Origin of the sequence: Ramlibacter sp. (genome assembly GCF_035548915.1) — a bacterium.
Taxonomy (GTDB): domain Bacteria; phylum Pseudomonadota; class Gammaproteobacteria; order Burkholderiales; family Burkholderiaceae_C; genus Ramlibacter.
In genome coordinates, this window is record NZ_DASZSE010000032.1 from 36,787 (window position 1) to 62,422 (window position 25,636).

Annotated in this window: 25 protein-coding genes and 1 tRNA gene; 8 read left to right on the forward strand and 18 right to left on the reverse strand. The window is 68.0% G+C overall.

Going from position 1 to position 25,636, the window contains the following annotated elements; all coding sequences use genetic code 11:
• Nucleotides 1–29: 29 nt before the first annotated feature.
• A complete protein-coding gene (gene ftsY / locus VHA82_RS12155) occupies nucleotides 30–1,124 on the reverse strand; it encodes a signal recognition particle-docking protein FtsY (RefSeq protein ID WP_325543916.1) in 1,095 nt (364 codons plus the stop codon).
• Nucleotides 1,125–1,152: 28 nt separating this feature from the next.
• On the opposite strand from ftsY, the gene VHA82_RS12160 reads away from it, so the two are divergent.
• The 4 genes from VHA82_RS12160 to coaD all read left to right on the forward strand — a co-directional run bounded on the left by VHA82_RS12160 (nucleotide 1,153) and on the right by coaD (nucleotide 5,249).
• Nucleotides 1,153–2,571 (forward strand): pitrilysin family protein, encoded by a 1,419-nt coding sequence (locus tag VHA82_RS12160; RefSeq protein ID WP_325543918.1) that lies wholly within the window; start codon nucleotides 1,153–1,155, stop codon nucleotides 2,569–2,571.
• Nucleotides 2,568–3,935 carry a M16 family metallopeptidase gene (locus VHA82_RS12165; RefSeq protein ID WP_414708647.1) on the forward strand — a complete coding sequence of 456 codons (1,368 nt, stop codon included), beginning with the start codon at nucleotides 2,568–2,570 and terminating at the stop codon, nucleotides 3,933–3,935. Before VHA82_RS12160 ends, VHA82_RS12165 begins: the two co-directional genes overlap by 4 nt.
• 234 nt (nucleotides 3,936–4,169) lie before the next feature.
• Nucleotides 4,170–4,739 (forward strand): 16S rRNA (guanine(966)-N(2))-methyltransferase RsmD, encoded by a 570-nt coding sequence (rsmD, locus tag VHA82_RS12170; RefSeq protein WP_325543920.1) that lies wholly within the window; start codon nucleotides 4,170–4,172, stop codon nucleotides 4,737–4,739.
• Between the two features lie 9 nt (nucleotides 4,740–4,748).
• Nucleotides 4,749–5,249, forward strand: coding sequence for a pantetheine-phosphate adenylyltransferase (gene coaD / locus VHA82_RS12175; protein WP_325543923.1), 501 nt, complete (start codon nucleotides 4,749–4,751; stop codon nucleotides 5,247–5,249).
• Between the two features lie 6 nt (nucleotides 5,250–5,255).
• Here the strand turns inward: coaD and VHA82_RS12180 are convergent, their stop codons facing one another.
• The 8 genes from VHA82_RS12180 to VHA82_RS12215 form a co-directional block, all read right to left on the reverse strand.
• A complete protein-coding gene (locus VHA82_RS12180) occupies nucleotides 5,256–5,957 on the reverse strand; it encodes an alpha/beta hydrolase (RefSeq protein WP_325543925.1) in 702 nt (233 codons plus the stop codon).
• A gap of 84 nt (nucleotides 5,958–6,041) precedes the next feature.
• The gene (locus VHA82_RS12185; RefSeq protein WP_325543927.1) at nucleotides 6,042–7,367 is read right to left on the reverse strand and encodes a tetratricopeptide repeat protein; all 1,326 of its coding nucleotides are present in this window, start codon (nucleotides 7,365–7,367) and stop codon (nucleotides 6,042–6,044) included.
• Nucleotides 7,357–8,796, reverse strand: coding sequence for an amidase (locus VHA82_RS12190; protein ID WP_325543929.1), 1,440 nt, complete (start codon nucleotides 8,794–8,796; stop codon nucleotides 7,357–7,359). Before VHA82_RS12190 ends, VHA82_RS12185 begins: the two co-directional genes overlap by 11 nt.
• A gap of 14 nt (nucleotides 8,797–8,810) precedes the next feature.
• Nucleotides 8,811–10,304, reverse strand: a complete 1,494-nt coding sequence (locus VHA82_RS12195; RefSeq protein ID WP_325543931.1) for an ABC transporter substrate-binding protein — start codon at nucleotides 10,302–10,304, stop codon at nucleotides 8,811–8,813.
• Between the two features lie 127 nt (nucleotides 10,305–10,431).
• A complete protein-coding gene (locus VHA82_RS12200; protein ID WP_325543934.1) occupies nucleotides 10,432–11,229 on the reverse strand; it encodes an ATP-binding cassette domain-containing protein in 798 nt (265 codons plus the stop codon).
• A 15-nt stretch (nucleotides 11,230–11,244) separates the two neighbouring features.
• The gene (locus VHA82_RS12205) at nucleotides 11,245–12,345 is read right to left on the reverse strand and encodes an ABC transporter ATP-binding protein (protein ID WP_325543936.1); all 1,101 of its coding nucleotides are present in this window, start codon (nucleotides 12,343–12,345) and stop codon (nucleotides 11,245–11,247) included.
• Complete coding sequence (locus VHA82_RS12210; RefSeq protein ID WP_325543938.1) at nucleotides 12,345–13,223, reverse strand: ABC transporter permease; 879 nt, start codon at nucleotides 13,221–13,223, stop codon at nucleotides 12,345–12,347. Before VHA82_RS12210 ends, VHA82_RS12205 begins: the two co-directional genes overlap by 1 nt.
• A gap of 37 nt (nucleotides 13,224–13,260) precedes the next feature.
• A complete protein-coding gene (locus VHA82_RS12215) occupies nucleotides 13,261–14,211 on the reverse strand; it encodes an ABC transporter permease (RefSeq protein ID WP_325543940.1) in 951 nt (316 codons plus the stop codon).
• A 20-nt stretch (nucleotides 14,212–14,231) separates the two neighbouring features.
• Between VHA82_RS12215 and VHA82_RS12220 the strand changes: the two genes are divergently transcribed.
• Entirely contained in the window at nucleotides 14,232–14,498 is a 267-nt protein-coding gene (locus VHA82_RS12220) for a YfhL family 4Fe-4S dicluster ferredoxin (RefSeq protein ID WP_325543942.1), read from the forward strand.
• On the opposite strand, the gene VHA82_RS12225 is transcribed toward VHA82_RS12220, so the two are convergent.
• The 8 genes from VHA82_RS12225 to VHA82_RS12260 all read right to left on the reverse strand — a co-directional run bounded on the left by VHA82_RS12225 (nucleotide 14,467) and on the right by VHA82_RS12260 (nucleotide 20,757).
• Entirely contained in the window at nucleotides 14,467–14,856 is a 390-nt protein-coding gene (locus tag VHA82_RS12225; protein ID WP_325543944.1) for a hypothetical protein, read from the reverse strand. The two genes, VHA82_RS12220 and VHA82_RS12225, sit on opposite strands and share 32 nt — an antisense overlap.
• 38 nt (nucleotides 14,857–14,894) lie before the next feature.
• Entirely contained in the window at nucleotides 14,895–15,551 is a 657-nt protein-coding gene (pth, locus tag VHA82_RS12230) for an aminoacyl-tRNA hydrolase (RefSeq protein WP_325543946.1), read from the reverse strand.
• An 80-nt stretch (nucleotides 15,552–15,631) separates the two neighbouring features.
• Complete coding sequence (locus tag VHA82_RS12235) at nucleotides 15,632–16,339, reverse strand: 50S ribosomal protein L25/general stress protein Ctc (protein WP_325543948.1); 708 nt, start codon at nucleotides 16,337–16,339, stop codon at nucleotides 15,632–15,634.
• Between the two features lie 117 nt (nucleotides 16,340–16,456).
• Nucleotides 16,457–17,434, reverse strand: a complete 978-nt coding sequence (locus tag VHA82_RS12240) for a ribose-phosphate pyrophosphokinase (RefSeq protein WP_325543950.1) — start codon at nucleotides 17,432–17,434, stop codon at nucleotides 16,457–16,459.
• Between the two features lie 85 nt (nucleotides 17,435–17,519).
• Nucleotides 17,520–17,596: transfer RNA gene (locus VHA82_RS12245), tRNA-Gln, on the reverse strand.
• Between the two features lie 23 nt (nucleotides 17,597–17,619).
• Nucleotides 17,620–18,504, reverse strand: coding sequence for a 4-(cytidine 5'-diphospho)-2-C-methyl-D-erythritol kinase (gene ispE, locus VHA82_RS12250; RefSeq protein ID WP_325543952.1), 885 nt, complete (start codon nucleotides 18,502–18,504; stop codon nucleotides 17,620–17,622).
• 13 nt (nucleotides 18,505–18,517) lie between these two features.
• Nucleotides 18,518–19,021: an outer membrane lipoprotein LolB gene (locus VHA82_RS12255; RefSeq protein WP_325543954.1), complete on the reverse strand. Its 504-nt coding sequence runs from the start codon at nucleotides 19,019–19,021 to the stop codon at nucleotides 18,518–18,520.
• Nucleotides 19,018–20,757 (reverse strand): tetratricopeptide repeat protein, encoded by a 1,740-nt coding sequence (locus tag VHA82_RS12260; RefSeq protein WP_325543956.1) that lies wholly within the window; start codon nucleotides 20,755–20,757, stop codon nucleotides 19,018–19,020. Before VHA82_RS12260 ends, VHA82_RS12255 begins: the two co-directional genes overlap by 4 nt.
• 16 nt (nucleotides 20,758–20,773) lie before the next feature.
• Between VHA82_RS12260 and mutM the strand changes: the two genes are divergently transcribed.
• From mutM to mutY, 3 genes are all read left to right on the forward strand, one after another.
• The gene (gene mutM / locus VHA82_RS12265; RefSeq protein WP_325543959.1) at nucleotides 20,774–21,589 is read left to right on the forward strand and encodes a bifunctional DNA-formamidopyrimidine glycosylase/DNA-(apurinic or apyrimidinic site) lyase; all 816 of its coding nucleotides are present in this window, start codon (nucleotides 20,774–20,776) and stop codon (nucleotides 21,587–21,589) included.
• A 105-nt stretch (nucleotides 21,590–21,694) separates the two neighbouring features.
• Complete coding sequence (locus VHA82_RS12270; protein ID WP_325543961.1) at nucleotides 21,695–23,668, forward strand: dynamin family protein; 1,974 nt, start codon at nucleotides 21,695–21,697, stop codon at nucleotides 23,666–23,668.
• A gap of 62 nt (nucleotides 23,669–23,730) precedes the next feature.
• The gene (mutY, locus tag VHA82_RS12275) at nucleotides 23,731–24,774 is read left to right on the forward strand and encodes an A/G-specific adenine glycosylase (RefSeq protein WP_325543964.1); all 1,044 of its coding nucleotides are present in this window, start codon (nucleotides 23,731–23,733) and stop codon (nucleotides 24,772–24,774) included.
• On the opposite strand, the gene rapZ is transcribed toward mutY, so the two are convergent.
• Complete coding sequence (rapZ, locus tag VHA82_RS12280; protein WP_325544016.1) at nucleotides 24,746–25,609, reverse strand: RNase adapter RapZ; 864 nt, start codon at nucleotides 25,607–25,609, stop codon at nucleotides 24,746–24,748. The genes mutY and rapZ overlap by 29 nt on opposite strands.
• Nucleotides 25,610–25,636: the final 27 nt, after the last annotated feature.

The window sequence follows — 25,636 nt, forward strand, 5'->3', positions numbered from 1 at the left end:
CCTTGCCGGGGGGCCTTGCCGGCACCGCCTCACTGCAGCAACGCCAGGGCGAACTCCCGCGCATCGAAGGTCTCGAGGTCCTCGAGCTTCTCGCCCACACCGATGAAGTAGACCGGCACCGGCCGCTCCTTCGCGATGGCGGCGAGCACGCCGCCCTTCGCGGTGCCGTCGAGCTTGGTGACGACAAGACCCGTGAGCTTCAGCGCGTCGTCGAAGGCCCTCACCTGCGCGAGCGCGTTCTGGCCGGTGTTGCCGTCGATCACGAGCAGCACTTCGTGAGGCGCCGTGGCATCGGCCTTGTTCACCACGCGCCGAATCTTCTTCAGCTCCTGCATGAGGTGAAGCTGCGTCGGCAGGCGGCCCGCGGTGTCCACGATCACGACGTCCTTGCCGCGTGCCTTGCCCGCGCTGACCGCATCGAAGCTCACCGCCGCCGGGTCGCCGCCTTCCTGGCTCACGATCTCCACCTTGTTGCGATCCGCCCAGATCGCGAGCTGCTCGCGCGCCGCCGCGCGAAACGTGTCCGCGGCCGCGAGCAGCACGGTCTGGCCCTCGGCCGCGAGGTGCCGGGTGAGCTTGCCGATGGAAGTCGTCTTGCCCGCGCCGTTCACCCCCGCCACCATGATCACGGTGGGCTGGTGCTCGCCGATCACGAGCTGCTTTTGCAGCGGCTTCAGCAACTGCGCGAGCGCATCGGCGAGGATGTTCTTCGCCTGCACGGGGCGCGTGGCACCCGTCGCCGCGACCTTGCGCCTCACGTCGTCCAGGAGCTGCTGCGTGGCCTGCACCCCCGTGTCGGCCATGAGGAGCGCCGACTCGAGCTCCTCGTAGAAGGCCTCGTCGATCTGCGCGCCGGTGAAGACCTGCGAGAGGCCGGAGCCGGTCTTGCGAAGGCCCGCGGCCAGGCGCTCCATCCAGCTTTGCCTTTGTGGCGCCGCAGCAGGCGGCGGCACCTCCAGCGGCGCCACGAGGGCGCTGCCGATCAGCCCGCCGCCTTGCTTCGGCGACAGTGCGTCCGCGGGAGGGGGAGCGGGAGCCGGAGCGGAAGGCTGCGCGGCCGAGGGCGCCACCACGGGCGTGCCGTTTGTGGCAGGCTCACGCCTTTTGCGAAAGAAACTGAACATCGAACATCCGGAGGAATCAGACGATTCTATGAAACCGAACCTGCACCGATTCCTGGCCGCAGCCCTTCTCCTGCTCGCATCGCTTCCGTTCGGCGCGGCCGCGCAGAGCGCGGCGCCCAAGGCCGAGCAGTTCAAGCTCGCCAACGGCATGACCCTCATCGTGAAAGAAGACCACCGTGCGCCGACCGCGCTGCACATGGTCTGGGTGCGTGTGGGCTCGGTGGACGAGGTGGACGGCACGAGCGGCCTCGCCCACATCCTCGAACATATGATGTTCCGCGGCACCGCCGAGGTGAAGCCCGGCGACTTCTCGCGCCGCGTCGCCGCCCTCGGCGGGCGCGAGAACGCTTTCACCACGCGCGACTACACGGGCTTTTACCAGCAGATTCCGGCCACGAGGCTGCAAGACGTGATGAAGCTCGAGTCCGACCGCTTCGCGCACAACCAGTGGCCCGATGCGGAATTCAGGCGCGAGCTCGAAGTGGTGAAGGAAGAGCGGCGCATGCGCACCGAGGACAACCCGCGCTCGATGCTCTACGAGCAGCTCGAAGCCGAGACGTTCATCGCGTCGCCCTACCGGCGGCCGGTGATCGGCTGGATGAGCGACCTCGATTCGATGCAGCCGGCCGATGCGCGAGAGTTCCATCGCCGCTGGTACGTGCCGGCCAATGCCGTCATCGTGGTCGTGGGAGACGTCGAGCCGCAGCACGTGCTGCAGCTTGCCGAGAAGTATTACGGCGCCATCCCCTCGCGACCCGTGCCGACACGCCGGCCGCAGCACGAACCGCGGCAAGCGGGCGTGCGCCGCATCGACTTCAGGGCGCCCGCCGAGCAGGCGTACGTGGCTCTCGCCTTCAAGGTGCCGCAGCTCACCTCGTTCGAATCCAGCCCCGCCAATGACGACGCGCTCGCGCTCACGGTGCTGGCGGCTGTCCTCGACGGCTACGAGGGCGCGCGCCTCGATCGCGGCCTCACGCAGGGGCCGGATCGCGTGGCCGACAGCGCCGGCGCGGACAACGGCCTGTGGGGGCGCGGCCCGCAGCTCTTCGTGCTGGACGGCGTGCCCGCCAAGGGCAAGACACCGCGGCAGGTGATCGATGCGCTGCGCGCCGAAGTGGCGAAGGTTGCGCAAAACGGCGTCACGCAATCCGAGCTCGAACGCGTGAAGACGCGCTGGGTTGCGAGCGAAGTCTACAAGCTCGACTCGATCATGAACCAGGCGCGCGAACTGGCGAGCGCATGGCTGCTCGGCCTGCCGCTCGATGCGTCCGAGCGTCTCATCGACCGGCTGAAGGGCGTGACGGCGCAGCAGGTGCAGGCCGTGGCCGCGAAGTATTTCGGCGACGACGAGCTCACGATCGGCGTGCTCGATCCGCTGCCGGTGGACCCCAATCGCAAGCCGCGGCAGCCGACGGTGCCGCTGCGACATCAAGGCGAAGTGAGATGAACAGGTACCCGACGATGAAGCAAGGCATCCGCGCCGCCTTCGCCGCCTTGCTGCCGGCGCTCCTGGTCGCCGGCAACGCGAGTGCCGCGCTGCCGATCCAGAACTGGGCCCAGCCGAGCGGCGCGCGCGTATGGCTCATCGAAAGCCACGTGCTGCCGATGGTGGACGTGCAGATGGACTTCGACGCGGGCGAGCGCCGTTCGCCGCCCGACAAGGCGGGACTCGCGGACGTGACCGCGGGCATGGCCTCCAAGGGCCTTGCCGCGCGCGATGGCGAGCCCGCGATGGACGAGAACCAGCTTGGCGAAGCGTGGGCCGACCTCGGCGCGGCCTTCGCGGGCAGCGCGAGCGCCGACCGCATGAGCTTCACCATGCGCTCGCTCACCGACCCGAAACTGCTGCCCCAAGCGGTGCGGCTCGGCGCGCGCCAGCTCGGCGAGCCCTCGTATCCCGACGATGTGTGGACGCGCGAACGCGCGCGCATGAGCTCGGCGATCCGCGAGGCCGACACGCGCCCGCCGACGGTCGCTCGCAAGGCGTTCTCCCGCGCGGTCTACGGCGGCCATCCTTACGGCAGCGAGACGACGGAGGAGTCGCTCGCGCGCATCACCACCGCCGACATGCACCAGGTCCACGACCGCTACCTGCAGGCCTGCCGCGCGAAGGTGAGCATCGTGGGCGACCTCACTCGCGAGCAGGCCGACCGGATCGCCACGCAGCTGCTTTCGCGTCTGCCCGCCCGCGGCGCCGGCGGCTGCGATCCGCTGCCCGCGGTCGCGGAAGTGCCGGCGCTTGCCGCGCCGCTGGAACGCGACATCGCCTTTGCCGCCGCGCAGGCGCAAGTGCTGATCGGCCAGCCCGGCTACAAGCGCAGCGATCCGGACCACTTCCCGCTGCTGGTGGGCAACTACATCCTGGGCGGGGGCGGCTTCGTGTCGCGGCTCACGACCGAGGTGCGGGAAAAGCGCGGCCTGAGCTACAGCGTCTACAGCTACTTCTCACCGGGAATGCATGCGGGAGCCTTCATCCTGGGCCTGCAGACCCGCCCCGACCAGGCGCCGCAGGCCGTGCAGGTCGCACGCGACGTGCTCGCGCGCTTCGTCGCCGAAGGGCCCACGGCCGCTGAACTGAAGGCGGCCAAGGACTTTCTGATCGGCGGCTTCCCGCTGCTTCTGGACAGCAACGCCAAGCTGCTGGGCAACCTCGCCAACATCGCCTGGTACGACTTGCCGCTCGACTATCTCGACACCTGGACGAAGCACGTGGAAGCGGTGACGGCCGAGCAGGTGAAGGCCGCAATGCAGCGCAAGCTCCAGCCCGCACGCATGGTGACGGTGATCGTGGGAGCCGCTCCGCCCCGCTGACCTGTCAATCCTGACAGGGGTTGGGAAAACTTTCGACTTCGGATGCACCAGAATCGTTCTACTTGCTGTCACGCAGGGAGAGGACCGAGAAGACGGATTCGAGCAATGAGATTCGAGCAATGAGATTCGAGCATCCATGGCTCTAGGCAGACGTAGAGTTGCGGGCACGGCGCAAGTCGTGCCCGTTTTTTTTGCTTTCTTCCTGCCATTTTCTTTGCCCTTATCCTTGCCGGCATGCCGAACGAAATCCGGATCGTGGGCGGGCGCTTCAAGCGCACGCGGCTCGCGGTCGCCGACAAGCCGGGTCTGAGGCCGACGCCCGACCGCGTGCGCGAAACCCTCTTCAACTGGCTCGGCCAGGACCTCGCCGGCTGGCGCTGCGTGGACGCCTTCGCCGGAACCGGCGCGCTCGGCTTCGAGGCCGCGTCTCGCGGCGCCGCGCAAGTCCTCCTCGTCGAGCAGGACTCGCAACTCGTCGATGCCCTGCGCGCCGTCCAGGCGCGGCTGAAGGCCGACGGCGTGCGCGTCGTGCGCGGCAACGCGCTCACGCAACTCGCGGCGCTGCCCGGAGCAAGCGTCGATCTGGTCTTCCTCGACCCGCCGTTCGATGCCCCCCTGATCGAAAAGGCGCTCACCGCCTGTGTGCAAGCGCTCGCACCAGAGGGTCTGGTCTACCTCGAGTCCCCTGCCGAGTGGAGCGACGAGCGCCTGAAGCCGCTTGGCTTCGAGCGGCTGCGCCACCTGAAGGCCGGACAGGTCCATGCCCATCTGCTGCGGCTGCATAATGCGCCGCAGCAAGCCTGAAGTTCACCCATGCCGCAGAAAATCATTGCCGTCTACCCCGGCACCTTCGATCCCATGACACTCGGGCACGAAGACGTGATCCGCCGGGCCTGCCAGCTGTTCGACTCGGTGATCGTCGCGGTCGCGTCGGGCCACCACAAGAAGGCGATGTTCACCTTGCAGGAGCGCGTCGACATGGCGCGCGACGCCGTGAAGTCGCTGCCGCACGTGCAGGTCGAGGGCTTCAGCGGCCTCGTGCGCGACTTCGTGGTGGCGCGCGGAGCCAAGGCGATGGTGCGGGGGCTGCGCGCCGTGACCGATTTCGACTACGAATTCCAGCTCGCGGGCATGAACCGCAGCCTCATGCCGGAAGTGGAGACCGTGTTCCTCACGCCGAGCGACAAGTACCAGTTCATCAGCAGCACGTTCGTGCGCGAGATCGCGGTGCTCGGAGGCGAGATCGACAAGTTCGTGTCGCCCATCATCCAGCAGCGGATGATCGAGAAGGTGAGAAGCCTCGGCAGGGATTGAGGCCGCCTAAGCCGCCAGCGCGGCAAGCCACCGCATCAGTTGCGCGTTCACGATCTGCGGCTGCTCCATCGTGAGCATGTGCCCGCAGCGCGGCACCGTCACGAGTTCGGCATGCGCAACGAGCGAGGCGATCTCGCGCGAGCACTCCGGCGGCGTGAGCTGGTCGTCTTCGCCGCACATCACGAGCACGGGGCAGGTCACGTTCGGCAGATGCTCGCGCGCGTCCGGCCGCGCCATCACCGCGCGGTTCTGGCGAATGAGCTGCGCGGCGCCGGCCTCGTACACGAAGCCGAGATACGCCTCGACGAGCGCGCGATCCCTGGCATGCTCGGGGTGGAAGGCGAAGCCGACGTTGGGCTCGATCACTTCGGCAAGCCGCCCATCCTCGAAGAGCGCGATGGCCGCTTCGCGCAAAGCGCGCATCCGCTCGTCCTCGGGCCGCGGATTGGTGCCGAGCAGAGCGATGCCGCGTATGCGCTGCGGCGCCTCGCGCACGGCTTGCATCGCGAGCATGCCGCCCATCGAGGCGCCGCACAGCACGAGCTCGCCCGCGTGCTGCGCAAGCAGCGCCGACGCCATGGCTTCGATGCTGTCGTGCTGCGAATGCACGTCCGTCACGGTAGGCCGCCAGGATCGCAGGGCTTCGAGCTGCGAGCGCCACATGACGGCGTTGCCCGCCAGGCCGGGAAGAAGAACGAGCGTGAACATGGATTGCGGCGTGACGTCGATGGGACAGTGCGGATTCTGGCATTCAACGCAGCTGCCGAAGGGTGCCGGCCCGCGCGGGCCCGCTCACGCGAGCGACGCGAGCGCAGCGAGCCCCAGGGCGGGGTAGACCCGCGAGGCGAGCCGCCTCAGGCGAAGAGACTCGGGCTGCGCGCGCAGCTGCTGCTGCACGAGCTGCTGCGCGCCGGTATAGGCTCCCGCGTGGAGCATCGCGTCGAGCTGGAGCTGCGAGAAGAGATCGCGCTGCGCGTGGCTGCCGCCGATTTCCGTCATGCGGGGCAGGGCTTCGCCGAGATGGTCCATGGCCGCACGCCATTGGCCGCGTGCGTGGGCGAGCAGGCCGCGCGCCGCGGGCACGCAGACCCGGCGCCAGGCATCGCCCGCCGCTTCGCCCGCATGCGCCTCGATTCCCGCGAGCAGCAGCAAAGCTTCGGGCCGCGCCGCGCGAGCGAGCCCATAGAGGTAATGCAAGTCGAGAAAGGGCAGCACGTGCTCGTCCACGCGCGGCGCTATGTGATCGGCGACGTCCTGCCACCGCGATCCCACGTCGCCGCCCGCGAGCTCGATGCGAGCGAGCAGCGACACGGCATTCACCTGGTCCTGCGAATACGCCTTGACGACGCCCCACACCTGGCGGTCGTAGAGCGAAAGCGCTTCCTCGATGCGGCCGAGCTCGATCGCGAAGAGCGCCTGGTGCCACCAGTTGTGCGTGACCATGAACGAGTTGAGCGCGGTCCAGGTCGGCGCGACGTCCTGCATGAATGCGTGGCCCTCCTCGAAGCGGCCCTGCGTGAGCATGACGTGCGCGAGCGCGTGGTGCGCCCAGGGTTCCTTGCGGCGCAACGCGATCGCGCGGCGGGCCGACGCCTCGGCCTCCTCGATGAAATGGCACTGCTCCCAGGCAAAAGCCAGCATCCCGTGGAAAAACGGCACGTCCGATGCCGACTCGCGCGCGGCAAGCGCGATGCGCAGCATGCCGGGTGAATCGCCGGCGTTGAAGAAGTGGTATTGACCGAGCTTGAGCGATGCGAGGTCGCGCGGAAATTCCCGTGCCTGCTCCTCGTGCAGCGCGGCGGCGCGTTCGGTGTCGCCTTCGACCCACGCGCCCACGGCCGCGATGAAGCGCTGTTCGCGTGGTGTCGAGCAAGCGCCGGTGCGTTGCGCACGCTGCAGGAACGGCCGGGCGGCGAGCGGCGCGTCGCGGGATTCCGCGAACATGTGGACCGCCGCCGCGCAGGCCTGCACGATGGGGCTTTCGTCGGTCTCGGCGGCCGCGAGGATGTTGACCGCGCGCGCCTCGCTCGCGATGAAGCCCTCGACGAAATCGTTCAGCGCGGCAAGCGATGCACTGTCCGCGACGGTGACGACGTTGCCGAGGCAGTCAGTCGACATGGTGCAGCGCGTCCGAAGGCGGCTGAGGCCACGGACGCTGCGAACCGCGCAGCAGCTCCAAAGCGCGTGCAACCTGCAGCACCCCGAGATCGTCGAACCGCTGTCCCGCGATCTGCAGGCCGATCGGCAAGCCGGTGGACGTATAGCCGCAATTGATCGACGCCGCCGGTTGTTCCGACATGTTGAAGGGCACCGTGAAGCCGATGTGCTCGAGCGGCGCATTGACCGGATCGTTCGTGGGCGAGGCGAGCTCCGCCTGGAAGGCGGGTACCGGCGACGTCGGCGAGATCACGTAATCGAACGCGCGGCAAGCATTCACCGCCGCAACGCGCGTCGCGTGGAACTGGTGGAAGGCCTTGAACACTTCTTCGCCGCTCATCCCTTCGGCGCTGTCGGCCCACTGCTGGATGTAGGGCAGCACGCGCGCCTTCACCTGTGCGGGCAGCGCCTTCATGTCGACGTAGGAGCGCATGCGCCACGCGTGGTCCATGCCGCGCAGCATGGCGGGCGTCATGAAGGGACGCATCGGCGCGACGACCGCGCCCGCGCGTTCCATGATCTGCGCCGCGGCCTCCACCGCCTGCCGCACTTCGGGCTCGACCGGCAGGCCGCAACCCGCATCGAGCAGCAACCCGATGCGCAATCCCTTCAGGCGCTCCACCCCGGCGTCGAATCGATGCCACGCGATGTCCTCGGGCGGCAGGCTCATGCTGTCGCGTGCATCGGGCTTCGCGAGCACCGACATGAAAAGCGCCGCATCGGCGACCGAGCGCGTCATGGGACCGGCGGCGCGACCGGTATAGGGAGGATCGATGGGAACCCGCCCGAGGCTCGGCTTCAGCGTGAAGATGCCGCACCAGCCGGCCGGCAGGCGCAGCGACCCGCCGATGTCGGTGCCGATGTGCAGCGGGCCGTACCCCGCCGCGGCGGCGCTGCCCGCGCCCGCGCTCGAGCCGCCGGGCGTCTTCGAGAAGTCCCACGGATTGCGCGCGAGATTGTGATAGCTCGACAGCCCCGACGAGAGCATGCCGTAGTCGGGCATGGTGGTCTTCGCAAGCAGCACGCCGCCCGCCTCGCGCGTGCGCGCCGCGGGCGGCGCATCCGCGAGGGCGGGCGTGTTCTCGGTGGCGGCGGTGCCAAGCGGCGTGGGGTCGCCGGCGGTCGCGATGTTGTCCTTGATCGTGACGGGCACACCGTCGATCGCGCCGAGCGGCGCGCCGCGCATCCAGCGTGCCTCGCTCGCGCGGGCCTGGCGCAGCACCTCGTCGGGCTTCAGCAGGAAGAGCGCATGAAGGTGCTGTTCCCAGCGCTCCACGTGGCCGAGCACGGCGCGGGCCACGTCCACCGGCGAGAAGTCGCGGCGCCGGTACCCTTCGACGAGCGCCGGCGCGGAGAGCTCATGCAGTGCGGGCGTGGACGGCTCGCTCATTCAGGCCCGCCGCTTCAGGACCAGGACATCGCCGACAGGTCGTTCGCGGAGATCGGCATGTCCTTCCAGAGGCCCTTGACTTCCTTGCGGGCGATGGTCGGGAACTGCGGCTGGTAGAGGAAGCCATTCACCGCGTCGTCCGCGAGGATCTTCTGCGCTTCGCCGAGGAGGTTCGCGCGTTCCTTCGCGTTGCCCGTCGTCTTGATCTTGTCGTACACCGCATTGAACTTCGGCGACTCGTAGCCCCAGTAGTAGTCGGGCTTGGCGTAGTTGCCGAGGTCGAACGGCTCGACGTGCGAGACGATCGTGAGGTCGTAGTTGTGCGGGCCGCCGTAGGTATTGGCGAGCCACTGCGCCCACTCGACGTTCTGCACCTTCACGTTGATGCCGACCTTGGCGAGTTCGGAGACGATCACCTCGCCGCCCTGGCGCGCGTAGGGCGGCGGCGGCAGCGTCATCGTGAGCTCGAGCGGAGTCTTCACGCCCGCTTCGGCGAGGAGCTTCTTCGCCTTCTCGACGTTGTAGGGATTCACCTTCGTCGTGTCGACGAAGCCCTCGGCGCCCGGCACGTAGTGGCTGCCGATGGGCGTGCCGAACCCGTCCGCCGCGCCCTTGATCACGGCGTCGCGGTCGATGGCCGCGAGGATCGCGCGCCGCACGCGCACGTCGTCGAGCGGCTTGTGCTTGTTGTTGATGGAGAGGATCGTCTTCGCGCGCGTGCCGCCCAGGACCACCTGGAACTTCGGGTTGCCCTTGAACTGCGACACGATGCGCGTGCCCACGCGCGGGAACGCGTCGACGTCGCCCGAGAGCAGCGCGGCGGCCTGCGCGGCCGGGTCGGAGATGATGCGGAAGGTGGCCTTCTCGATCGTGGGCTTCTGCACGCCGCCGTAGCCCGTCCAGCGCGTGAGCACCACCGAGGAGCCCTTGGTCCAGGACTCGAGCTTGTACGGGCCGGTGCCGACCGGCTTGGTCGCATTCGATTCGGCGCTCTTGGGCTCCACGATGATCGCGGTCGCCTGTCCGAGGAGAAACGGCAGGTCGGGGTCGATTTCCTTGTTCAGCAGCACCACGGTGCCGTCGTCGATCACCTTGGTCGTGAGGTTGGCGAAGGTGCGCTTGTCCTTGTTGGTGCTGGTGAGGGCGCCCGCGCGATCGAAGGAGAACTTCACCGCCTGGGCGTTGAAGGGCTCGCCGTTCTGGAACTTCACGCCTCGGCGCAGCTTGAACGTGTAGGTCTTCAGGTCGGGCGAGACTTCCCAGCTTTCCGCGAGCAGCGGCGTCACGCGGCCGTCGTCATGGATCTTGGTGAGCGTCTCGTACACGTTGTAGAGCGTCACCTCCCCGATGGCCGATGCGGCGTTCACGGTCGGATCGAGCACGACCGGCTCGAGCGACATGCCGATCACGATGGAGTTCTTCTTCCCCTGCGCGAGCGCGCCGAACGGAACGGCCGCCAGAGTGGCGAGGGAGGCGGAATGTTTGAGCACACTGCGGCGCTTCATCATGGTCTGGGACTCCAGGGATATTTTTCCAACGAAAGTTCGATGGCGCCCGCCTCGCGGGCGCGCCGGTCATCATGGTCGCAACGCTCGGGCAAGGCAATAGGGATTTGCTGAGTCGCGCAAGGTGGCATCACGGCGGCGCGATTTCGGGCACGGCATCGATGAGCGTGCGGGTGTAGGGGTGCTCCGCGGCCCGGAACAGGCGCTCGGGCGGCCCCTGCTCCACGATGCGGCCCTGCCAGAGCACCGCCACGTCCTCGCACAGGTGGTGGACCACGGCGAGGTCGTGGCTGATCAGCATGTAGGTGATGCCGAAATTCGCCTGCAGGTCCTGCATCAGGTTGAGCACCTGCGCCTGCACGGAGACGTCGAGCGCGCTCACCGGCTCGTCGGCGACGATGAGGCGCGGACGCGTGATGAGCGCGCGCGCGATCGCCACGCGCTGGCGCTGGCCGCCCGAGAATTCGTGCGGGTACTTGCCGAGGTCGTTGCGCCGCAGGCCGACGGCTTCCAGCACTTCGGCGGCGCGGGCATGCATCTCGTCGCGCGTGACGCCGCCCTGAGCGGCGAGCGGCTCGGTCACGACGCGTTCGATTCGCATGCGGGGATCGAGCGAGCCGTACGGGTCCTGGAACACCATCTGGAAGTCGCGGCGGGCAAGGCGCAGTGCTTCCTTCGACAACGTGTGCAGATCGCGACCGAGCACGCGGATGCGGCCCGAATCCGGTGTGTCGAGTGCCATCGCGAGCCGCGCCAGAGTCGATTTGCCGGAGCCGGACTCTCCGACGATGCCCAGGCTCCTGCCCGGCTCGATGGTGAAGCTCACGCCGTTCAGGGCGTGGACCTTTGGCGGCGGCTCGCGCAGCTTTTCGCGCGGCAGCGCGTAGGTCTTGAAGACGTTGTCGACTTCGAGGAGGGGTGTCGTCATGCGGGGACCCTCACCCTAGCCCTCTCCCGCAAGCGGGAGAGGGGACTTTCCTTCTCCCGCTTGGGGGAGAAGCGACGAGACCTGGGGAATTGGGGCTCCCTCTCCCGCTTGCGGGAGAGGGTGGGGGTGAGGGCTGCCTGCCTTGGCCGCCGCCACCGCGTCCAGCCGGATGCAGCGCGCGTGATGCCCCGCGCCGACTTCGTACGGCGGCGGCACCGTCACGTGGCACTTGGGAATCGTGAACCCGCAGCGCCCCGCGAACGGGCAGCCGGCCGGCAGGTCCACCAGTTCCGGCACGGTTCCGGGGATCGTCGCGAGGCGCGTCCCCCTGGTCGAACGCAGCCCCGGCCGCGCACCGAAGAGGCCGAGAGTGTAGGGATGCATGCGGTTGGCGAACACCGAAGCGGTGGGCCCGTCCTCCACCACGCTGCCGCCGTACATCACGAGCGTGCGCCCCACGTTCTGCGCGATCACGCCGAGATCGTGCGAGATGAGGACGAGCGCCATGCGCCGCTCGGCGACCAGGTCGCGGATCAGCGCGAGGATCTGCTTCTGGATCGTGACGTCGAGCGCGGTGGTCGGCTCGTCGGCGACGAGCAGGTCGGGCCCGCACGCGAGCGCCATCGCGATCGTGATGCGCTGGCGCTGTCCGCCGGAGAACTGGTGCGGGTACGCATCGATGCGCCCGGCCGCATTCGGTATGCCCACGCGTTCGAGCAGGGCGATGGCTTCGCTTCGCGCCTGCCGGGCGCCGAGACCGCGATGCAGGCGCAGCGGCTCCGCGACCTGATGGCCGATCGTGTGCACGGGATTGAGCGCGGTCATCGGCTCCTGGAAGATCATGCCGATGCGGTCGCCGCGCAGGCGGCACATCTCGCGCTCGGGCTTGCCGACGAGTTCCTGGCCTTCGAAGCGGATGCTGCCCGTCACCTTCGCGTTTTCCGGCAAGAGCCCCATGAGCGCCATCGCGGTGATCGACTTGCCGCAGCCGGATTCGCCGACGAGGCCGAGCGTCGCGCCCTCCTCCAGCGTGAAGCTCACGTTGCGCACGGCATAGGCCGGCCCGCGGTGCGTGCGAAGCAGCACGGAGAGGTCGCGGGCTTCGAGGAGAGCCATCAGCGCTTCCTCGCGAGTCTCGGATCGAAGAGATCGCGCAGGCCGTCGCCCAGCAGGTTCAGGCCCAGCACCGCGAGCGCGATGGCCACCCCCGGATACACCGCGAGCATCGGCGCCTGGAAGAGCAGCGCCTGCGCCTCGCTCAGCATGCGGCCCCACGAGGGCTGCGGCGGCTGCGTGCCGAGGCCGAGGTAGGAAAGCGCCGCTTCCGCGAGGATCGCGATCGCGAAGCGGATCGTGGCCTGCACGATCAGCATCGAGGCGATGTTGGGCAGCACGTGCTCCATCGTGATGCTGAACGCGCCCTTGCCGCAGGCGCGCGCGGCCAGGATGAATTCGCGCGACCAGATCGCGTTGGCCGAGGCCCGCGTCACGCGCGCGAAGATCGGGATGTTGTAGAGGCCGATGGCGACGATCGCGATCACCATGCTCGGGCCGAACACCGCCGTGAGCATGATGGCCGAGAGGATCGCCGGAAACGCGAGGCCGAAATCGGTGACGCGCATCAGCACCTCTTCGATCCAGCCGCGCTTCGCAGATGCGAGCAGGCCGAGCGCGCAGCCGAACACGACGCCGATTCCCACCGCGACCACGCCGACCACGATCGAGGCGCGCGCACCGACGAGCAGCAAGGACACGATGTCGCGGCCGTACGCATCCGCACCCAGGAGGAAATGCGCATCGGGCGGCGCGAGCTTCAGCGACATGTCCACGTCGTAGGGCGAATGCGGCGTCCACACGAGCGACACGCCGGCCGCGAGCGCGACGAGGAGCGTGAGCACCGCGCCGATCACGAAGCTCGGGTGCCTGAGCGCGCGCTTCCAGAAGCCGGGGCCGTGCAGGAGCGGAGGCGACGGGATGGGGAGGGTGGCGCTCATGGGAGTTTTTTGGATGCAGAGGACGGATTCGAGCCTTTCATACGTCCGATGCCTTCACCCGCGGATCGATGACCGCATAGAGCAGGTCGACCGCGAAATTCACGACCACCACCATCGCCGCGAGCAGCATCACGCAGTCGCGCACGACGATCAGGTCGCGGTTGGAGATGGACTGGAAGATGAGCCGCCCGAGCCCCGGAAGATAGAACACGCTTTCCACGACGATCGTGCCGGCGAGCAGTTCCGCGAACTGCAGACCCATCACCGTGATCACGGGGATGAGTGCGTTGCGCAGCGCGTGCTTCCAGAGCGTGCCGCGCTGCGACACGCCCTTGGCGCGCGCCGTGCGCACGAAGTCCTCGCGCAGCACCTCCAGCACCGCGGAACGCGTGATGCGAGCGAGGATCGCCGACTGCACGACGGCGAGCGAAAGCGCGGGCAGCAGCAGCGCCTTGATGCCCTGCCAGACGCCTTCTCCCCAGCCTTCGAATCCGCCCGCGGAAAACCAGCCGAGCTGCACGGAAAACAGCAGGATCAGGAGGATCGCGAACCAGAAGTTGGGGATCGCGATGCCGACCTGCGTGAGCCCCATCACGCCGACGTCGCCGAGCTTGTTGTGGCGCGCCGCGGCGAAGATGCCCGCGGCGAGCGCGATGAGCGTGGTGAGCGCCATCGCGATCATCGCGAGCGGCACCGTGAGTGCGAGCCGCTCCTTCACGAGGTCGACCACCGGCGTGCTGTAGGCGTAGCTCAGGCCGAAGTCGCCGGTGAGCATGCCGCTCACCCATTCGACGTAGCGGCCCGGCGCGGGACGGTCGAGGCCCAGCTTGTGCGCGAGCGCCATCACCGCATCCGGCGACGCGTCCGGGCCCATCAGCACTTGCGCGGCGTTGCCCGGCAGGATCTCGAGCACCAGGAACACGACCACCGAGGTGGCCACCAGCGTCGCGAGCAGGGTGATGAAGCGCTTGACGAGGAAGAGAGACATCGAGCGGGCGATAATGCCACATGGCCCTGATGATCACCGACGAGTGCATCAACTGCGACGTGTGCGAGCCCGAGTGCCCGAACGAAGCGATCTTCCTGGGCCCCGAGATCTACCAGATCGATCCGCACAAGTGCACCGAATGCGTCGGTCATTTCGACGAGCCGCAGTGCGTGCAGGTGTGCCCGGTCGCGTGCATCCCGAAGCACCCCGGCTTCGCCGAGGACCGCGAGACGCTCATGCAGAAATACCTGCGGCTTACTTCGCCTTCTTCGGCCCCACGGCCGTGAAGAATTCCGGCTCCTTGCCGTGATGCTTCTTCTTGCCGTGCTTCGCCGCGCTGGCGGCGGCATGCGGCGGTTCGGCCGGCGCAACGCCCACCACCATCTTCACCGGCCCGCCGGAGCGCTTTTCCTCGGCGATGCGGTCCTTCTCCATCTCGCGCGCGAGCTTCGCGTCGCGCCCGGCCTTGTCGAGCGCGGCTTGCGCCTGATCGCTCGTTCGCGGGTCGCTCGCATCGAACGATTTCGCGCCCGCGCAGGGCTTCTGGCTGTATTCGTTGCCGCAGCGCCAGATCGTCTGCGCGTAGCCGGTGGGGTCGAAAGCCGCGTACAGCACGATCGCGGCGATCAGGGTCGCCTTCTTCATCTTCTTTTTCCTCCTCCCTGGGACACAGGGCGATTGTTCTACTGCGGTTGCTGAGGTTGGGGTGCGGCGGGCGGAGCCGATCCACCTTCCGGCGGCCGCGGCGGTTTCGGCCGCGGCGGCTTGTGCGTGTGCACGATGAGGGTGGCCTTCTCCATTTCGCCCGCGAGCAGCGCGGGCAGCGCGGCCAGCGTGCGCGCGATGCATTCCTCCATCGCGGTGCGCTGTTCGGGCGCGGGCTTCTTCAACACCCAATTGATGACTTCGGCCTTCACGCCGGGGTGGCCGATGCCGATGCGCAGCCGCCAGTAGTCGTCGGTGCCGAGCTGCGCGTGGATGTCGCGCAGGCCGTTGTGGCCCGCGTGGCTGCCGCCGAACTTGAGCTTGGCCTGGCCGGGCACGATGTCGAGCTCGTCGTGCGCGACGAGAATTTCCTCGGGCTTGATCTTGTAGAACCGCGCGAGCGCCGCGACCGACTTGCCCGAGAGATTCATGAAGGTCTGCGGCTCGAGCAGCCAGATCGCGCGGCCGTGAACGCTGCCGCGCGCGACGAGCCCGTGGTAGGACTTGTCCAGCGCGAGATTCATCTTCAGCTCGCGCGCGGCCGCGTCGACCCACCAGAAGCCCGCGTTGTGCCGCGTGGCTTCGTATTCCGGGCCGGGATTGCCCAATCCAACGATCAATCTGATGCTCGGCATGCTGAGGACGTATTAGACAAAAGAAACGGCCCGACGATGCGGGCCGCTGGCGTCGAAGGGCACAGGGGCCCTGTGACTTCTTACTTCTTCTTTGCGGGAGCCTTGGCGTCCTTGGCCGCGGGAGCCTTGGCCGCTGGCGTCTTGGCCGCGGCCTTGGCATCCGCTGCAGGCGCCGCCGCGGCCGGGGCCGCGCCCTCGGCCGCGGTCGCGGCCTCGGCGGACTCTTCGGCCGCCGGCGTCACCACGGACACGACCACCGGGTTCGGCTTGCCGTGGGTCACCGGCTTCACGCCCTTGGGCAGCTGGATGTCGTTCAGGTGCAGCACCATGCCCTTTTTCAGCGCCGAGAGGTCGATCTCGATGAACTCGGGCAGGTCGCCCGGCAGGCACGAGATGTCCAGCTCGTTCATCACCGGGTTCACGAGGCAGTGATCCAGCTTCACGGCGTCCGACTCTTCCGCGTTCTTGTAGTGCAGCGGCACCTTCATGTGCAGGCGCGTGTTGGCGTCCACGCGCTGGAAGTCCACGTGGATCACTTGCGGCTTGTACGGGTGGTACTGGACGTCGCGCAGCAGGACCTTGCCCGACTGGCCGTTCAGTTCCATGTCCAGGATGGTGGAGTGGAAGGCTTCCTTTTTCAGGGCATGCCACAGCGCGTTGTGGTCGAGTTCGACTAGCTGCGGCTCGCCAGCGCCGCCATAGACGATGCCGGGTGTCTTGCCGGTGTTGCGCAGGCGGCGGCTCGCACCCGTACCTTGCATGCTGCGCTCGAAAGCGACGAATTTCATTGCGTTCTCCAAGTGGAAGTCCCACCGCGACCAGTGTGGACTCCGGTTCAAAAATGCCCCCTTGCGAAGGCGCTCACGCAGCGGGCGGCCCTGCCGCCCCGCTCTGTGTCCCAGGGTTCAGAACAGGTTGACCTGATCCGAGAAGAGGCTCATCACCGATTCGCCGCGGGCAATGCGCTGGATCGTCTCGGCGATCAGCGGCGCCACCGACAGCTGGCGAATCTTCGTGCATCCGCGCGCGTTGTCCGAAAGCGGGATGGTGTTGGTCACCACGACCTCGTCCAGCGCCGTGCCGCGCGAGATGCGCTCGATCGCGGGGCCGGAGAAGATCGGGTGCGTGCAATACGCATACACGTTTTTCGCGCCGCGCTCCTTCAGCACCTCGGCCGCCTTCACGAGCGTGCCCGCGGTGTCGATCATGTCGTCCATGATCACGCAGTTGCGCCCGCCGATCTCGCCGATCACGTGCATCACCTCGCTCACGTTGGCTTTGGGCCGGCGCTTGTCGATGATCGCGAGGTCGGTGCCGAGCTGCTTGGCGAGCGCCCGGGCCCGCACCACGCCGCCGATGTCGGGAGACACGACGATCAGGTCCTCGTACTGCTTCGCGCGCAGGTCCGCGAGCAGCACGGGCGACGCGTAGATGTTGTCGACCGGAATGTCGAAGAAGCCCTGGATCTGGTCGGCGTGCAGGTCCATGGTCAGCACGCGCTGCACACCGGTGGTTTCCAGCAGGTTCGCGACGACCTTGGCCGAGATCGGCACGCGGCTCGAACGCGGGCGGCGGTCCTGGCGCGCGTAGCCGAAGTACGGCACCACGGCGCTGATCCGCTCGGCCGACGCGCGCTTGAGCGCATCGACCATGATCAGGAGCTCCATCAGATTCTCGTTCGTCGGCGCGCAGGTGGACTGCACGACGAACACGTCGCGCGCGCGGACGTTCTGGTTGATCTCGACCGTGACTTCGCCGTCCGAAAAGCGGCTCACTGTCGCCGCGCCGAGCTGAATGCCCAGGTGCGAGGCGATCTCCTCGGCGAGCGCGGGGTTCGCATTGCCGGTGAAAACCATGAAATCCGGATTCGGGGCGACTTGCATCGGCTTAATCAGTTGGGGCTCGGATCACGATCCACTTTGCAAGACTTCGCAAGATCGTGAGCCGCCCGCAAGGTCCAATAATCTTTGGCAGGGGAGGAAGGATTCGAACCCTCGAATGCCGGAATCAAAATCCGGTGCCTTAACCAACTTGGCGACTCCCCTACACAGGAGGAAGGCCACTGACATCAGCCATCCACCGATGAATCGTCGCTGAAAGCCCATCCCGCCAGAGGATGGGCCTCCATATTGCCGCATTCCCGCACCTGCCAGCCGTCCGGCGCGACCGCCGGTCGCCCGGGCGGCCGACCGCTCACCTGCGGGCCCGATCCGGTGAGCGCGAATACCGCGCTTCCCGAGCCGGTCATCCGGCCTTCGAGCCCCTGCGACGCCAGCCACCGAAGCGCCTGACCGATGCCCGGACACTGCCTCTCGGCAACCGGCTGCAAGTCGTTGCGCCCGAACCGGTACGGGTTTGCAGCAAAGCCCGTAATTGTAGCAGCATCGCTGTCGCCCTTCAGGGTGGGGTCGGCGAAGATCGCACGCGTCGCGAGTCCCTCGGCGGGCTTCGCGACGAGGAATCGCGCGGGCGGCAACTCGATCGGCTCGAGCTTTTCGCCGATGCCTTCCACCCAGGCGTTGGTGCCGCGCAGAAAGAACGGGACGTCCGCCCCGAGCGCGAGGCCGATGCGTTCGAGCTCGGCCAGGCCGAGCCGCGTGCCCCACAGGCGGTTGAGCGCGAGCAGCGTGCTCGCGGCATCGGACGACCCGCCGCCCAGGCCCGCTTCGGCGGGGATGCGCTTGTCGATGGCGATGTGCACGCCGTGGGCCACCTTGGCCGCGGACCGAAGCGCGCGCGCCGCCCGCACGACGAGGTCTTCGGCGGGCAGCGCGGCGCCGAGGTCTTCGCGCGTGATCGCCTCGTCGCCACGGACTTCGAAATGAAGCGTGTCGCACCAGTCGACGAGCATGAAGGCCGACTGCAGCAGGTGGTAGCCGTCCGCGCGCTGTCCCGTGACGTGCAGGAACAAGTTGAGCTTGGCCGGCGCCGGAACGTCGAGGATCGCCCTCATGGCGCGCCCGCGCTCAATGGTCGAAGGCGACGCGCAGGTCCGCCTGCGGCGGCGGGCTCACGCGCCGCGCGCGCAGGCGCCCCTGCGGCAATTGGGATAGATCGGTTTCCCATCCCGGCACCTGCGTGTTCGCACCCGAGAGCCAGTCGAACAGCGCGGCGACGGGGATCGGGGTGCCCGTCGCTTCTTCGGCGAGCGTGTCCACCGAATCGAACTGCCGGGTCTTGCCGCTCGCGCGCAGCGTCGCGGCACCCGGCGCCCAGGAGAGCACGGCGAGCGTGCTGCCAAGCGGCGTGAACAGCGTGAGGTCGCCCGTGCGCGCGTTGCCCTTCAGCTCGAAGCCCGCGGAAAACGACTCGCTCGCGTTGCCTTCCACCTGCAGCGCCATGCGTCCGGTCCACACGTCTTGCCGGGGTGACGCCGCGGTAGTGGGCCGAACCGGCGTGGCGCAGCCGCCGAGCACGAGTGCCGACACCGCCAGCATGAAGCCGGCGAGGCCCTTCGAAAAGGAGATCATGGCTTGACTTTAAGCCGCTTCAGCGTTTCGAGGAGTGTTTCGTTGTCGCTTGCGAGCAGCAGACCTTCGCGCCAGACGACCTGCGCACGGTCGCGCTGGCCCATGCTCCAGAGCACTTCGCCCAGGTGCGCGGCGATTTCGGGGTCGGGTCGGCTCTTGTACGCGTTCTCGAGGATGCGCAGCGCCTCGGGCTTGTTGCCCATGCGGAATTCGACCCAGCCGAGGCTGTCGCTGATGAAAGGGTCGCCGGGGGCGAACTGCAGGGCTTTTTCGATCAGCTGCTTCGCCTCGGGAAGCCTTTCGCCGCGCTCGGCGAACGAATAGCCGAGCGCGTTGTAGGCATGGTGGTAGTCGGGCTTGCTCGCGATGATCTGCCGCAGGAGCCTTTCCATCTCCGCCGGATTGCCCAGCTTGTCCGCGAGCATCGCCTGCTCGTAGACGAGGTCGGTGTCGTCCGGGTCCTTGGCGGCTTCCTTCGAGAGCAGTTCGTACGCGGCCTTGAACTGCCGGTGATCGCGCAGCAGGTTGACTTCGGCCATCACCTTCATGCGCTCGTCGCCGGGATTGCGCTCGGGGATCGCCTGGATGAGCTTCAGCGCCTCGTCCATCTTTCCTTGCCGCGCGAGGATCGAGGCGCGCCGGTTCTGCGCGGCCACGAGGTCCTGCGAGTTCTCCACCTTGTCGAGCCAGGCGCTCGCCGCTTTCAGGTCGCCACGCTTCTCGGCGATCTGCGAGAGCACGAGATAAGCCTGCGCGAGGCCGCGCGAGCGTTCCTCGCCGCTTCTGAGCGTCTCGGCGAGATCGATGTACTTCTTCACCGCGGCCTCGGCGGGCGCGAGCTGGTTGTCCTGCGCGAGGAGCGAGCCCTGCACGAGCCAGGCTTCCGCGAAATCGGGCCGCTCGGCCGTGATCACCTTCAACTGCGCGAGCGCCTCGCCGTAGCGCTGTTCGTCCAGCAGCGCGCGCGCGTAGCCCATGCGGATTTCGGGGATCGGCTTGCCTTCGAGGTATTTCTTCACCACCTCCTCGGCCTGCGGCGCTTTCGCATCCATGAGCTCGAGCGCGAGCACGACGGGGCCTTCGGACCGGTCGTTGACGGCCTGCCCGCGCCGGGCCGCGTCCAGCGCGCCCGCGGCGTCGCCCGCGGCGAGCCTCACGCGGCCGATCGCGGTCCATGCGGCGACGCCCGTGGCGCTGTTGCCGGTGTAATCGGCAAGGGCCTGCTCGACCACGGTGGCGGCCTGCTTCTTGTCGGCGGCACGCGAGTAGCTGCGCGGGATCGCCGCGATCACGGCCGGCCGGTCCTTCGGGTCCGCGAGCGCGATCTCGCCCTTCAGCGCGTCGCCGGTCTCGCCGATGCGATTGAGCGCGAGGAGGATCTGCAGCACGTAGCGATTGGCCTCGCGCGACTGCGGCTCGGCCTTCTTCCACGCGCGCGCGGCCTGCAGCGCGGCGTCGCCCGAGCGGTTCTGGAAGGCGATCTCCACGGCCCGCTGGTACAAGGCGGGGTCGCCGGTGCGGCGCGCCGCATCGAGGATCAGCGCGAAGCCGGCGCTCGGCTCGCCCTCGCGGGCGTTCAGCTCGCCCAGCAGAAGCTGGTAGAAGAGATCGGCATCGAGCGCGCTTTGCGAGGGTGGAGCCTTCTCCCCGGCCTCCTGGGCATGCAACGCTGGGGACAAAGGTACTACGAGTGCGGCGACGAGCGAAGCCAGCAGCCTGCGGGCGAGACGATCCATCGGACCATAATAATCCATGCCCGAGTTGCCCGAGGTCGAGGTTACACGTCGCAGTTTCGCCTCGCGCATAGCGGGCGCTCGCATCGTCGGCCTGAGACAGGGCAAGCCGTTGCGCTGGCCGCTCGGTGCAAGCGACAGCGACGTCGTGGGGCGCACCGTCCGCGGCGTTCGCCGGCGCGGGAAGTACCTGCTCGTGGACCTCGACGACGGGCTTCTCCTCATGCATCTCGGCATGTCCGGCAGCCTTCTCTTCACGCCCCAGGCGCCCGATGCGGGAGATCACGACCACTTCGACCTCGTCACCGACCGGGGCGTGCTGCGCCTGAACGATCCGAGGCGGTTCGGCGCGGTGGTCTACGCGCGATCCGAAGCGGACGCCGTCGCCGTCAAGCTCCTCGGCGGTCTCGGGGCCGAGCCGCTGTCCGACGACTTCGACACCGACCGCTTCCACGCGGCCCTGAAGCGCCGCCATGCCTCGATCAAGCAGGTGCTGCTCGCGGGCGACGTCGTCGTGGGCGTGGGCAACATCTATGCGTCCGAAGCGCTCTTCGCGGCCGGCATCCGGCCGACCACCCGTGCCTCGCGATTGAGCCGTCCGCGCGCGGCGAAGCTGCGCGAGGCGGTGCGCGAAGTCCTCGCGCGGGCGGTGCAAAAGGGGGGCAGCACCCTGCGCGACTTTTCCGATGCGGCAGGTGCGTCCGGGTACTTCCAGCTCGAAGCGATGGTGTACGGCCGCGAAGGCGAGCCGTGCCGCGTGTGCGGCACGCCGATCCGGGCGATGCGCCAGGGGCAGCGCAGCACCTACTTCTGTCCGAGCTGCCAGAAGTCATGACGATTGTCGTGACGGATCGCACTGAGGACGGCATTCCCGGGGCCCGTGCGCGAGGCGTCTTCAGGGGGGCCGGTGCTATAGTGGAAATGCGTATTTCGCATGCCGATGGCCAATTCCTTCAACGAGCAATTCGACCTGCATGGCGCCTGGCGGCGCGAGTTCGCCCTGCGCCTCAAACTGCTTGCGGAGTGGCTGAAGGATCACGACCTGCTTGACAGCGCAGTAGAAGAGCGGCTGCGCCGCCTCGAAACGCAGATGCGTTCCGACAAGGTGATGGTCGCCTTCGTCGCGGAGTTCTCGCGCGGCAAGTCGGAGCTCATCAACGCGATCTTCTTCGCGGGCTACAAGCGCCGCATCATGCCCGCGAGCGCCGGCCGCACGACGATGTGCCCGACCGAGCTCGGCTACGACCCCGAAGTGCCGCCGTGCCTGAGGCTGCTGCCGATCGAGACGCGGCTGCAGCCGCAGCCGCTCATGGAGTGGCGCATGGTCCCCGAGAAGTGGACGCGCGTGGACCTGGACGTGAACGACCCCGCGCAGCTCGCGCAGGCGTTCGAGAAGGTGGCCGAAATCCGGCGCGTGACGCCCGAGGAGGCCAAGGCGCTCGGCTTCTGGCACGACGAATCGCCCGAGGACAATCCGCTCCTGGGCGCCGACGGCCTGATCGAAGTGCCGTGCTGGCGGCATGCGCTCATCAACATCGCGCATCCGCTCCTCAGGCAAGGACTCGTGATCCTCGACACGCCGGGGCTCAACGCCATCGGCGCGGAGCCCGAACTCACGGTCAACCTGATCCCGCAGGCGCACGCGGTCGTCTTCATCCTCGCGGCCGACACCGGCGTGACGAAGAGCGACCTCTCGATCTGGCGCGAACACCTGATCACCGAGGACAGCGAAGCCGACTCGCGGCTCGTGGTGCTGAACAAGATCGACACGATGTGGGATTCGCTCTCGACGCCCGCGCAGGTCGAGGCGCAGATCGAGCGGCAGCGTTCGACCACCGCCGACATTCTCGGCTTGCGCGAGGAACAGGTGATTCCCGTTTCCGCGCAGAAGGGGCTCGTCGCGAAAGTCAACGACGATGCCGAGCTGCTCCAGAAAAGCCGCCTGCCCGCGCTCGAGCAGTCGCTGAGCCAGGGCGTGATGGGCCAGCGCCAGAAGATCCTGCGCTCCGCGGTGTCCGGCAGCATCACCGAACTGCGCGCCGAGGCCGCGCGCCTCATCAACATCCGCAGGCGCGACCTCGCGGAGCAGATGGTCGAGCTGAAGGGCCTGCGCGGCAAGAACATATCGGTGATCAAGCACATGCGCGCGCGCATCGAGCAGGAGCAGGCCGACTTCGACGCGAGCGGCGCGAAGATCCATGCCGTGCGGTCGGTGCACCTGCGCCTGCTGAAGGACGTGTTCAACCTCCTTGGCACCGGCACGCTCAAGACCGAAATGGCGGAACTCACGAAGGCGCTGCGCACGCCCGGCATCAAGCTGGGCGTGAAGAAGGCCTACGGCGCGACATTCGAGCGTCTGCGTGCCGGGCTCGGGAAGGCGCAAGTCACGAGCGGCGAAATCCAGTCGATGCTCACCGGAACTTTCCGGCAGCTCAATGCGGAGTACGGTTTTTCGCTGCAGGCGCCGCGCGAGCCCGAGCTCGCGCGCTACGAACGCGACCTGGACCTGGTCGAGCGCAGCCACATGCAGTACCTGGGCGTGGGCAACGCATTGCGGCTCGCGCAGCCCGAATTCGCGGACCGGCTCGTGCGCGCGCTCGCGACACGGCTGCGCGTGGTGTACGAGTCGGCGCTCGGCGAAGTGGAGCTGTGGAACAAATCCGCGGCCGCGCAGCTCGATGCGCAACTGCGCGAGCGGCGCCGCAATTTCGGCCGCAGGCTCGAAGCGATCGAGCGCATCCAGCAGGCCGCGAGCGGCCTCGATCAGCGCATCGCCGAGATCGAAGCGCAGGAAGCCGCGCTCGACGAACTCGATGCCAAGCTCGGCGAGCTCACGTCGCACCTGATCGACATTCCGCTGCACGGCAGCCGCGCGGCCGCGTCGCAGCAGCCCTGGCTCAAGAACGCCGCGTGAGCGGCATATGAGCGGCGCATGAGCAGCCCATGAGCGGCCCATGAGCGTTCAATGACCGGCCAATGACCGGCTCGGGCTCGTTCGCGGCTCGCATCGTGCGCTGGCAGCGCAGCCACGGGCGCAACGACCTGCCCTGGCAGGGCACGCGCGATCCCTATCGCGTGTGGCTGTCCGAAGTGATGCTGCAGCAGACGCAGGTGGCGACGGTGCGCGAATACTACGCGCGGTTCCTGCGGCGATATCCCGATGTGAGCGCGCTCGCGACCGCGAGCGAGGACGAGGTGTTCGCGCTCTGGAGCGGGCTTGGCTACTACAGCCGCGCGCGGAATCTGCATCGATGCGCACGGGAAGTCGTGGCGCGCTTCGGCGGGACGTTTCCGGGCGATGCGGCGGCGCTGGAGACACTGCCCGGCATCGGCCGGTCCACCGCGGCCGCAATCGCGTCGCTCTGCTTTGCCGCGCGCGAAGCGATCCTCGACGGCAACGTGAAGCGCGTGCTCACGCGGGTGCTGGGATTCGACGCGGACCTGGCCGTGGCGGCCAACGAGCGTGCGTTGTGGGCTCGGGCCGTCGAACTCCTGCCGAAGCGCGATCTCGGCGAGGCGATGCCGCGCTACACGCAAGGGCTGATGGACCTGGGCGCGACGGTATGTGTGCCGCGCAAGCCGGCGTGCCTGCTTTGTCCCGTGCAGTCGATGTGCGTTGCCCAGCGCGAGGCGCGGCCGGAAGCCTTTCCGGTGAAGACTCGCAAGCTGAAGCGCACGGCGCAGTCGCTATGGCTGCTTCATGCACGCCGAGGCGATGGCGCGGTGTGGTTGCAAAAGCGCGCGAGCGAGGGTGTATGGGCGGGGCTCTACTGCATGCCGGTGTTCGACGACCGCGGCTCGCTGTTCGAAGCGCTCGGGACGACCGACGTGCAGGAAGGCCCGCCCTTCGTGCACGTGCTCACGCACAAGGACTTGCATCTGCATCCGGTGCATGCGTTGGTGAGAAAGGCGCCTGGAGGCGAAGGGGCATGGTTCGGCGCGGAGGCATGGCCGGAACTCGGCTTGCCCGCGCCGATCCGCAAGCTGCTTCTCAGTACACCACTTCGCGGTGACGCTTGAGCGTCGTCCACTTGCCCGCGAACGCCTTGGCCAGCCGCTCCACGAGATACACCGAGCGGTGCTGTCCGCCCGTGCACCCGATCGCCACGGTCACGTAGCTGCGGTGGTTCCTCGCAAGCGGCTCCAGCCAGCGGTTCAGGAAGCCTTCGATGTGCGCATGCATGTCGGCGACCTGCGGATCGCGTTCGAGGTACCGGACCACGGGCTCGTCGAAGCCCGTCAAGTCGCGCAACTGCGGCTCGTAGTACGGATTCGGCAGCATCCGCACGTCGAACACGTAGTCCGCATCGACGGGGATCCCGCGTTTGTAGGCGAACGATTCGAACACCAGCGTGAGCTGCGACAGCGGCGCGGAAAGGAGATCCTTCACGTGCGCCTGCAATTGCGCGGCGCGCATCACGCTCGTGTCGATCACGTGCGCCTCCTCGCGCAGGTCGGCGAGCAGCTCGCGCTCGAATTCGATCGCCTCCACCAGGCGCTGCTGCTCGCGCCCGGCCTCGCGCGCGAGATGCGACAGCGGGTGGCTGCGCCGCGTCTCGGAGAAGCGGTGCACCAGGGTTTCCGTGGTCGCGTCGAGAAAGAGCGAGCGCACGTTCACGCCTTGCGCCGCCAGGCCGCGCAGTTGCGAGGGCACGAGCGGCAGCGACGTGGCGCTGCGCACGTCCATCGCGATCGCGACGCGCCGCGCGCCGTGCTGGCTTTCCAGCCGCACGAATTCCAGCAATAGTTCCGGCGGAAGATTGTCGACGCAGTAGTAGCCGGCGTCTTCCAGCGCGCGCAGCGCGACCGACTTGCCCGAACCGGACATGCCGGTGATGAGAATGAGCTCCAGCATCGCGGGCGCGTGCGATGCGGCCTTCGG

Excerpts from the sequence above, each read along its gene's own strand:
- ftsY (WP_325543916.1), bottom strand. The coding sequence starts at position 1,124 with ATGTTCAGTTTCTTTCGCAAAAGGCGTGAGCCTGCCACAAACGGCACG.
- VHA82_RS12160 (WP_325543918.1), top strand. The coding sequence starts at position 1,153 with ATGAAACCGAACCTGCACCGATTCCTGGCCGCAGCCCTTCTCCTGCTC.
- VHA82_RS12165 (WP_414708647.1), top strand. The coding sequence starts at position 2,568 with ATGAACAGGTACCCGACGATGAAGCAAGGCATCCGCGCCGCCTTCGCC.
- rsmD (WP_325543920.1), top strand. The coding sequence starts at position 4,170 with ATGCCGAACGAAATCCGGATCGTGGGCGGGCGCTTCAAGCGCACGCGG.
- coaD (WP_325543923.1), top strand. The coding sequence starts at position 4,749 with ATGCCGCAGAAAATCATTGCCGTCTACCCCGGCACCTTCGATCCCATG.
- VHA82_RS12180 (WP_325543925.1), bottom strand. The coding sequence starts at position 5,957 with ATGTTCACGCTCGTTCTTCTTCCCGGCCTGGCGGGCAACGCCGTCATG.
- VHA82_RS12185 (WP_325543927.1), bottom strand. The coding sequence starts at position 7,367 with ATGTCGACTGACTGCCTCGGCAACGTCGTCACCGTCGCGGACAGTGCA.
- VHA82_RS12190 (WP_325543929.1), bottom strand. The coding sequence starts at position 8,796 with ATGAGCGAGCCGTCCACGCCCGCACTGCATGAGCTCTCCGCGCCGGCG.
- VHA82_RS12195 (WP_325543931.1), bottom strand. The coding sequence starts at position 10,304 with ATGATGAAGCGCCGCAGTGTGCTCAAACATTCCGCCTCCCTCGCCACT.
- VHA82_RS12200 (WP_325543934.1), bottom strand. The coding sequence starts at position 11,229 with ATGACGACACCCCTCCTCGAAGTCGACAACGTCTTCAAGACCTACGCG.
- VHA82_RS12205 (WP_325543936.1), bottom strand. The coding sequence starts at position 12,345 with ATGGCTCTCCTCGAAGCCCGCGACCTCTCCGTGCTGCTTCGCACGCAC.
- VHA82_RS12210 (WP_325543938.1), bottom strand. The coding sequence starts at position 13,223 with ATGAGCGCCACCCTCCCCATCCCGTCGCCTCCGCTCCTGCACGGCCCC.
- VHA82_RS12215 (WP_325543940.1), bottom strand. The coding sequence starts at position 14,211 with ATGTCTCTCTTCCTCGTCAAGCGCTTCATCACCCTGCTCGCGACGCTG.
- VHA82_RS12220 (WP_325543942.1), top strand. The coding sequence starts at position 14,232 with ATGGCCCTGATGATCACCGACGAGTGCATCAACTGCGACGTGTGCGAG.
- VHA82_RS12225 (WP_325543944.1), bottom strand. The coding sequence starts at position 14,856 with ATGAAGAAGGCGACCCTGATCGCCGCGATCGTGCTGTACGCGGCTTTC.
- pth (WP_325543946.1), bottom strand. The coding sequence starts at position 15,551 with ATGCCGAGCATCAGATTGATCGTTGGATTGGGCAATCCCGGCCCGGAA.
- VHA82_RS12235 (WP_325543948.1), bottom strand. The coding sequence starts at position 16,339 with ATGAAATTCGTCGCTTTCGAGCGCAGCATGCAAGGTACGGGTGCGAGC.
- VHA82_RS12240 (WP_325543950.1), bottom strand. The coding sequence starts at position 17,434 with ATGCAAGTCGCCCCGAATCCGGATTTCATGGTTTTCACCGGCAATGCG.
- ispE (WP_325543952.1), bottom strand. The coding sequence starts at position 18,504 with ATGAGGGCGATCCTCGACGTTCCGGCGCCGGCCAAGCTCAACTTGTTC.
- VHA82_RS12255 (WP_325543954.1), bottom strand. The coding sequence starts at position 19,021 with ATGATCTCCTTTTCGAAGGGCCTCGCCGGCTTCATGCTGGCGGTGTCG.
- VHA82_RS12260 (WP_325543956.1), bottom strand. The coding sequence starts at position 20,757 with ATGGATCGTCTCGCCCGCAGGCTGCTGGCTTCGCTCGTCGCCGCACTC.
- mutM (WP_325543959.1), top strand. The coding sequence starts at position 20,774 with ATGCCCGAGTTGCCCGAGGTCGAGGTTACACGTCGCAGTTTCGCCTCG.
- VHA82_RS12270 (WP_325543961.1), top strand. The coding sequence starts at position 21,695 with ATGGCCAATTCCTTCAACGAGCAATTCGACCTGCATGGCGCCTGGCGG.
- mutY (WP_325543964.1), top strand. The coding sequence starts at position 23,731 with ATGACCGGCTCGGGCTCGTTCGCGGCTCGCATCGTGCGCTGGCAGCGC.
- rapZ (WP_325544016.1), bottom strand. The coding sequence starts at position 25,609 with ATGCTGGAGCTCATTCTCATCACCGGCATGTCCGGTTCGGGCAAGTCG.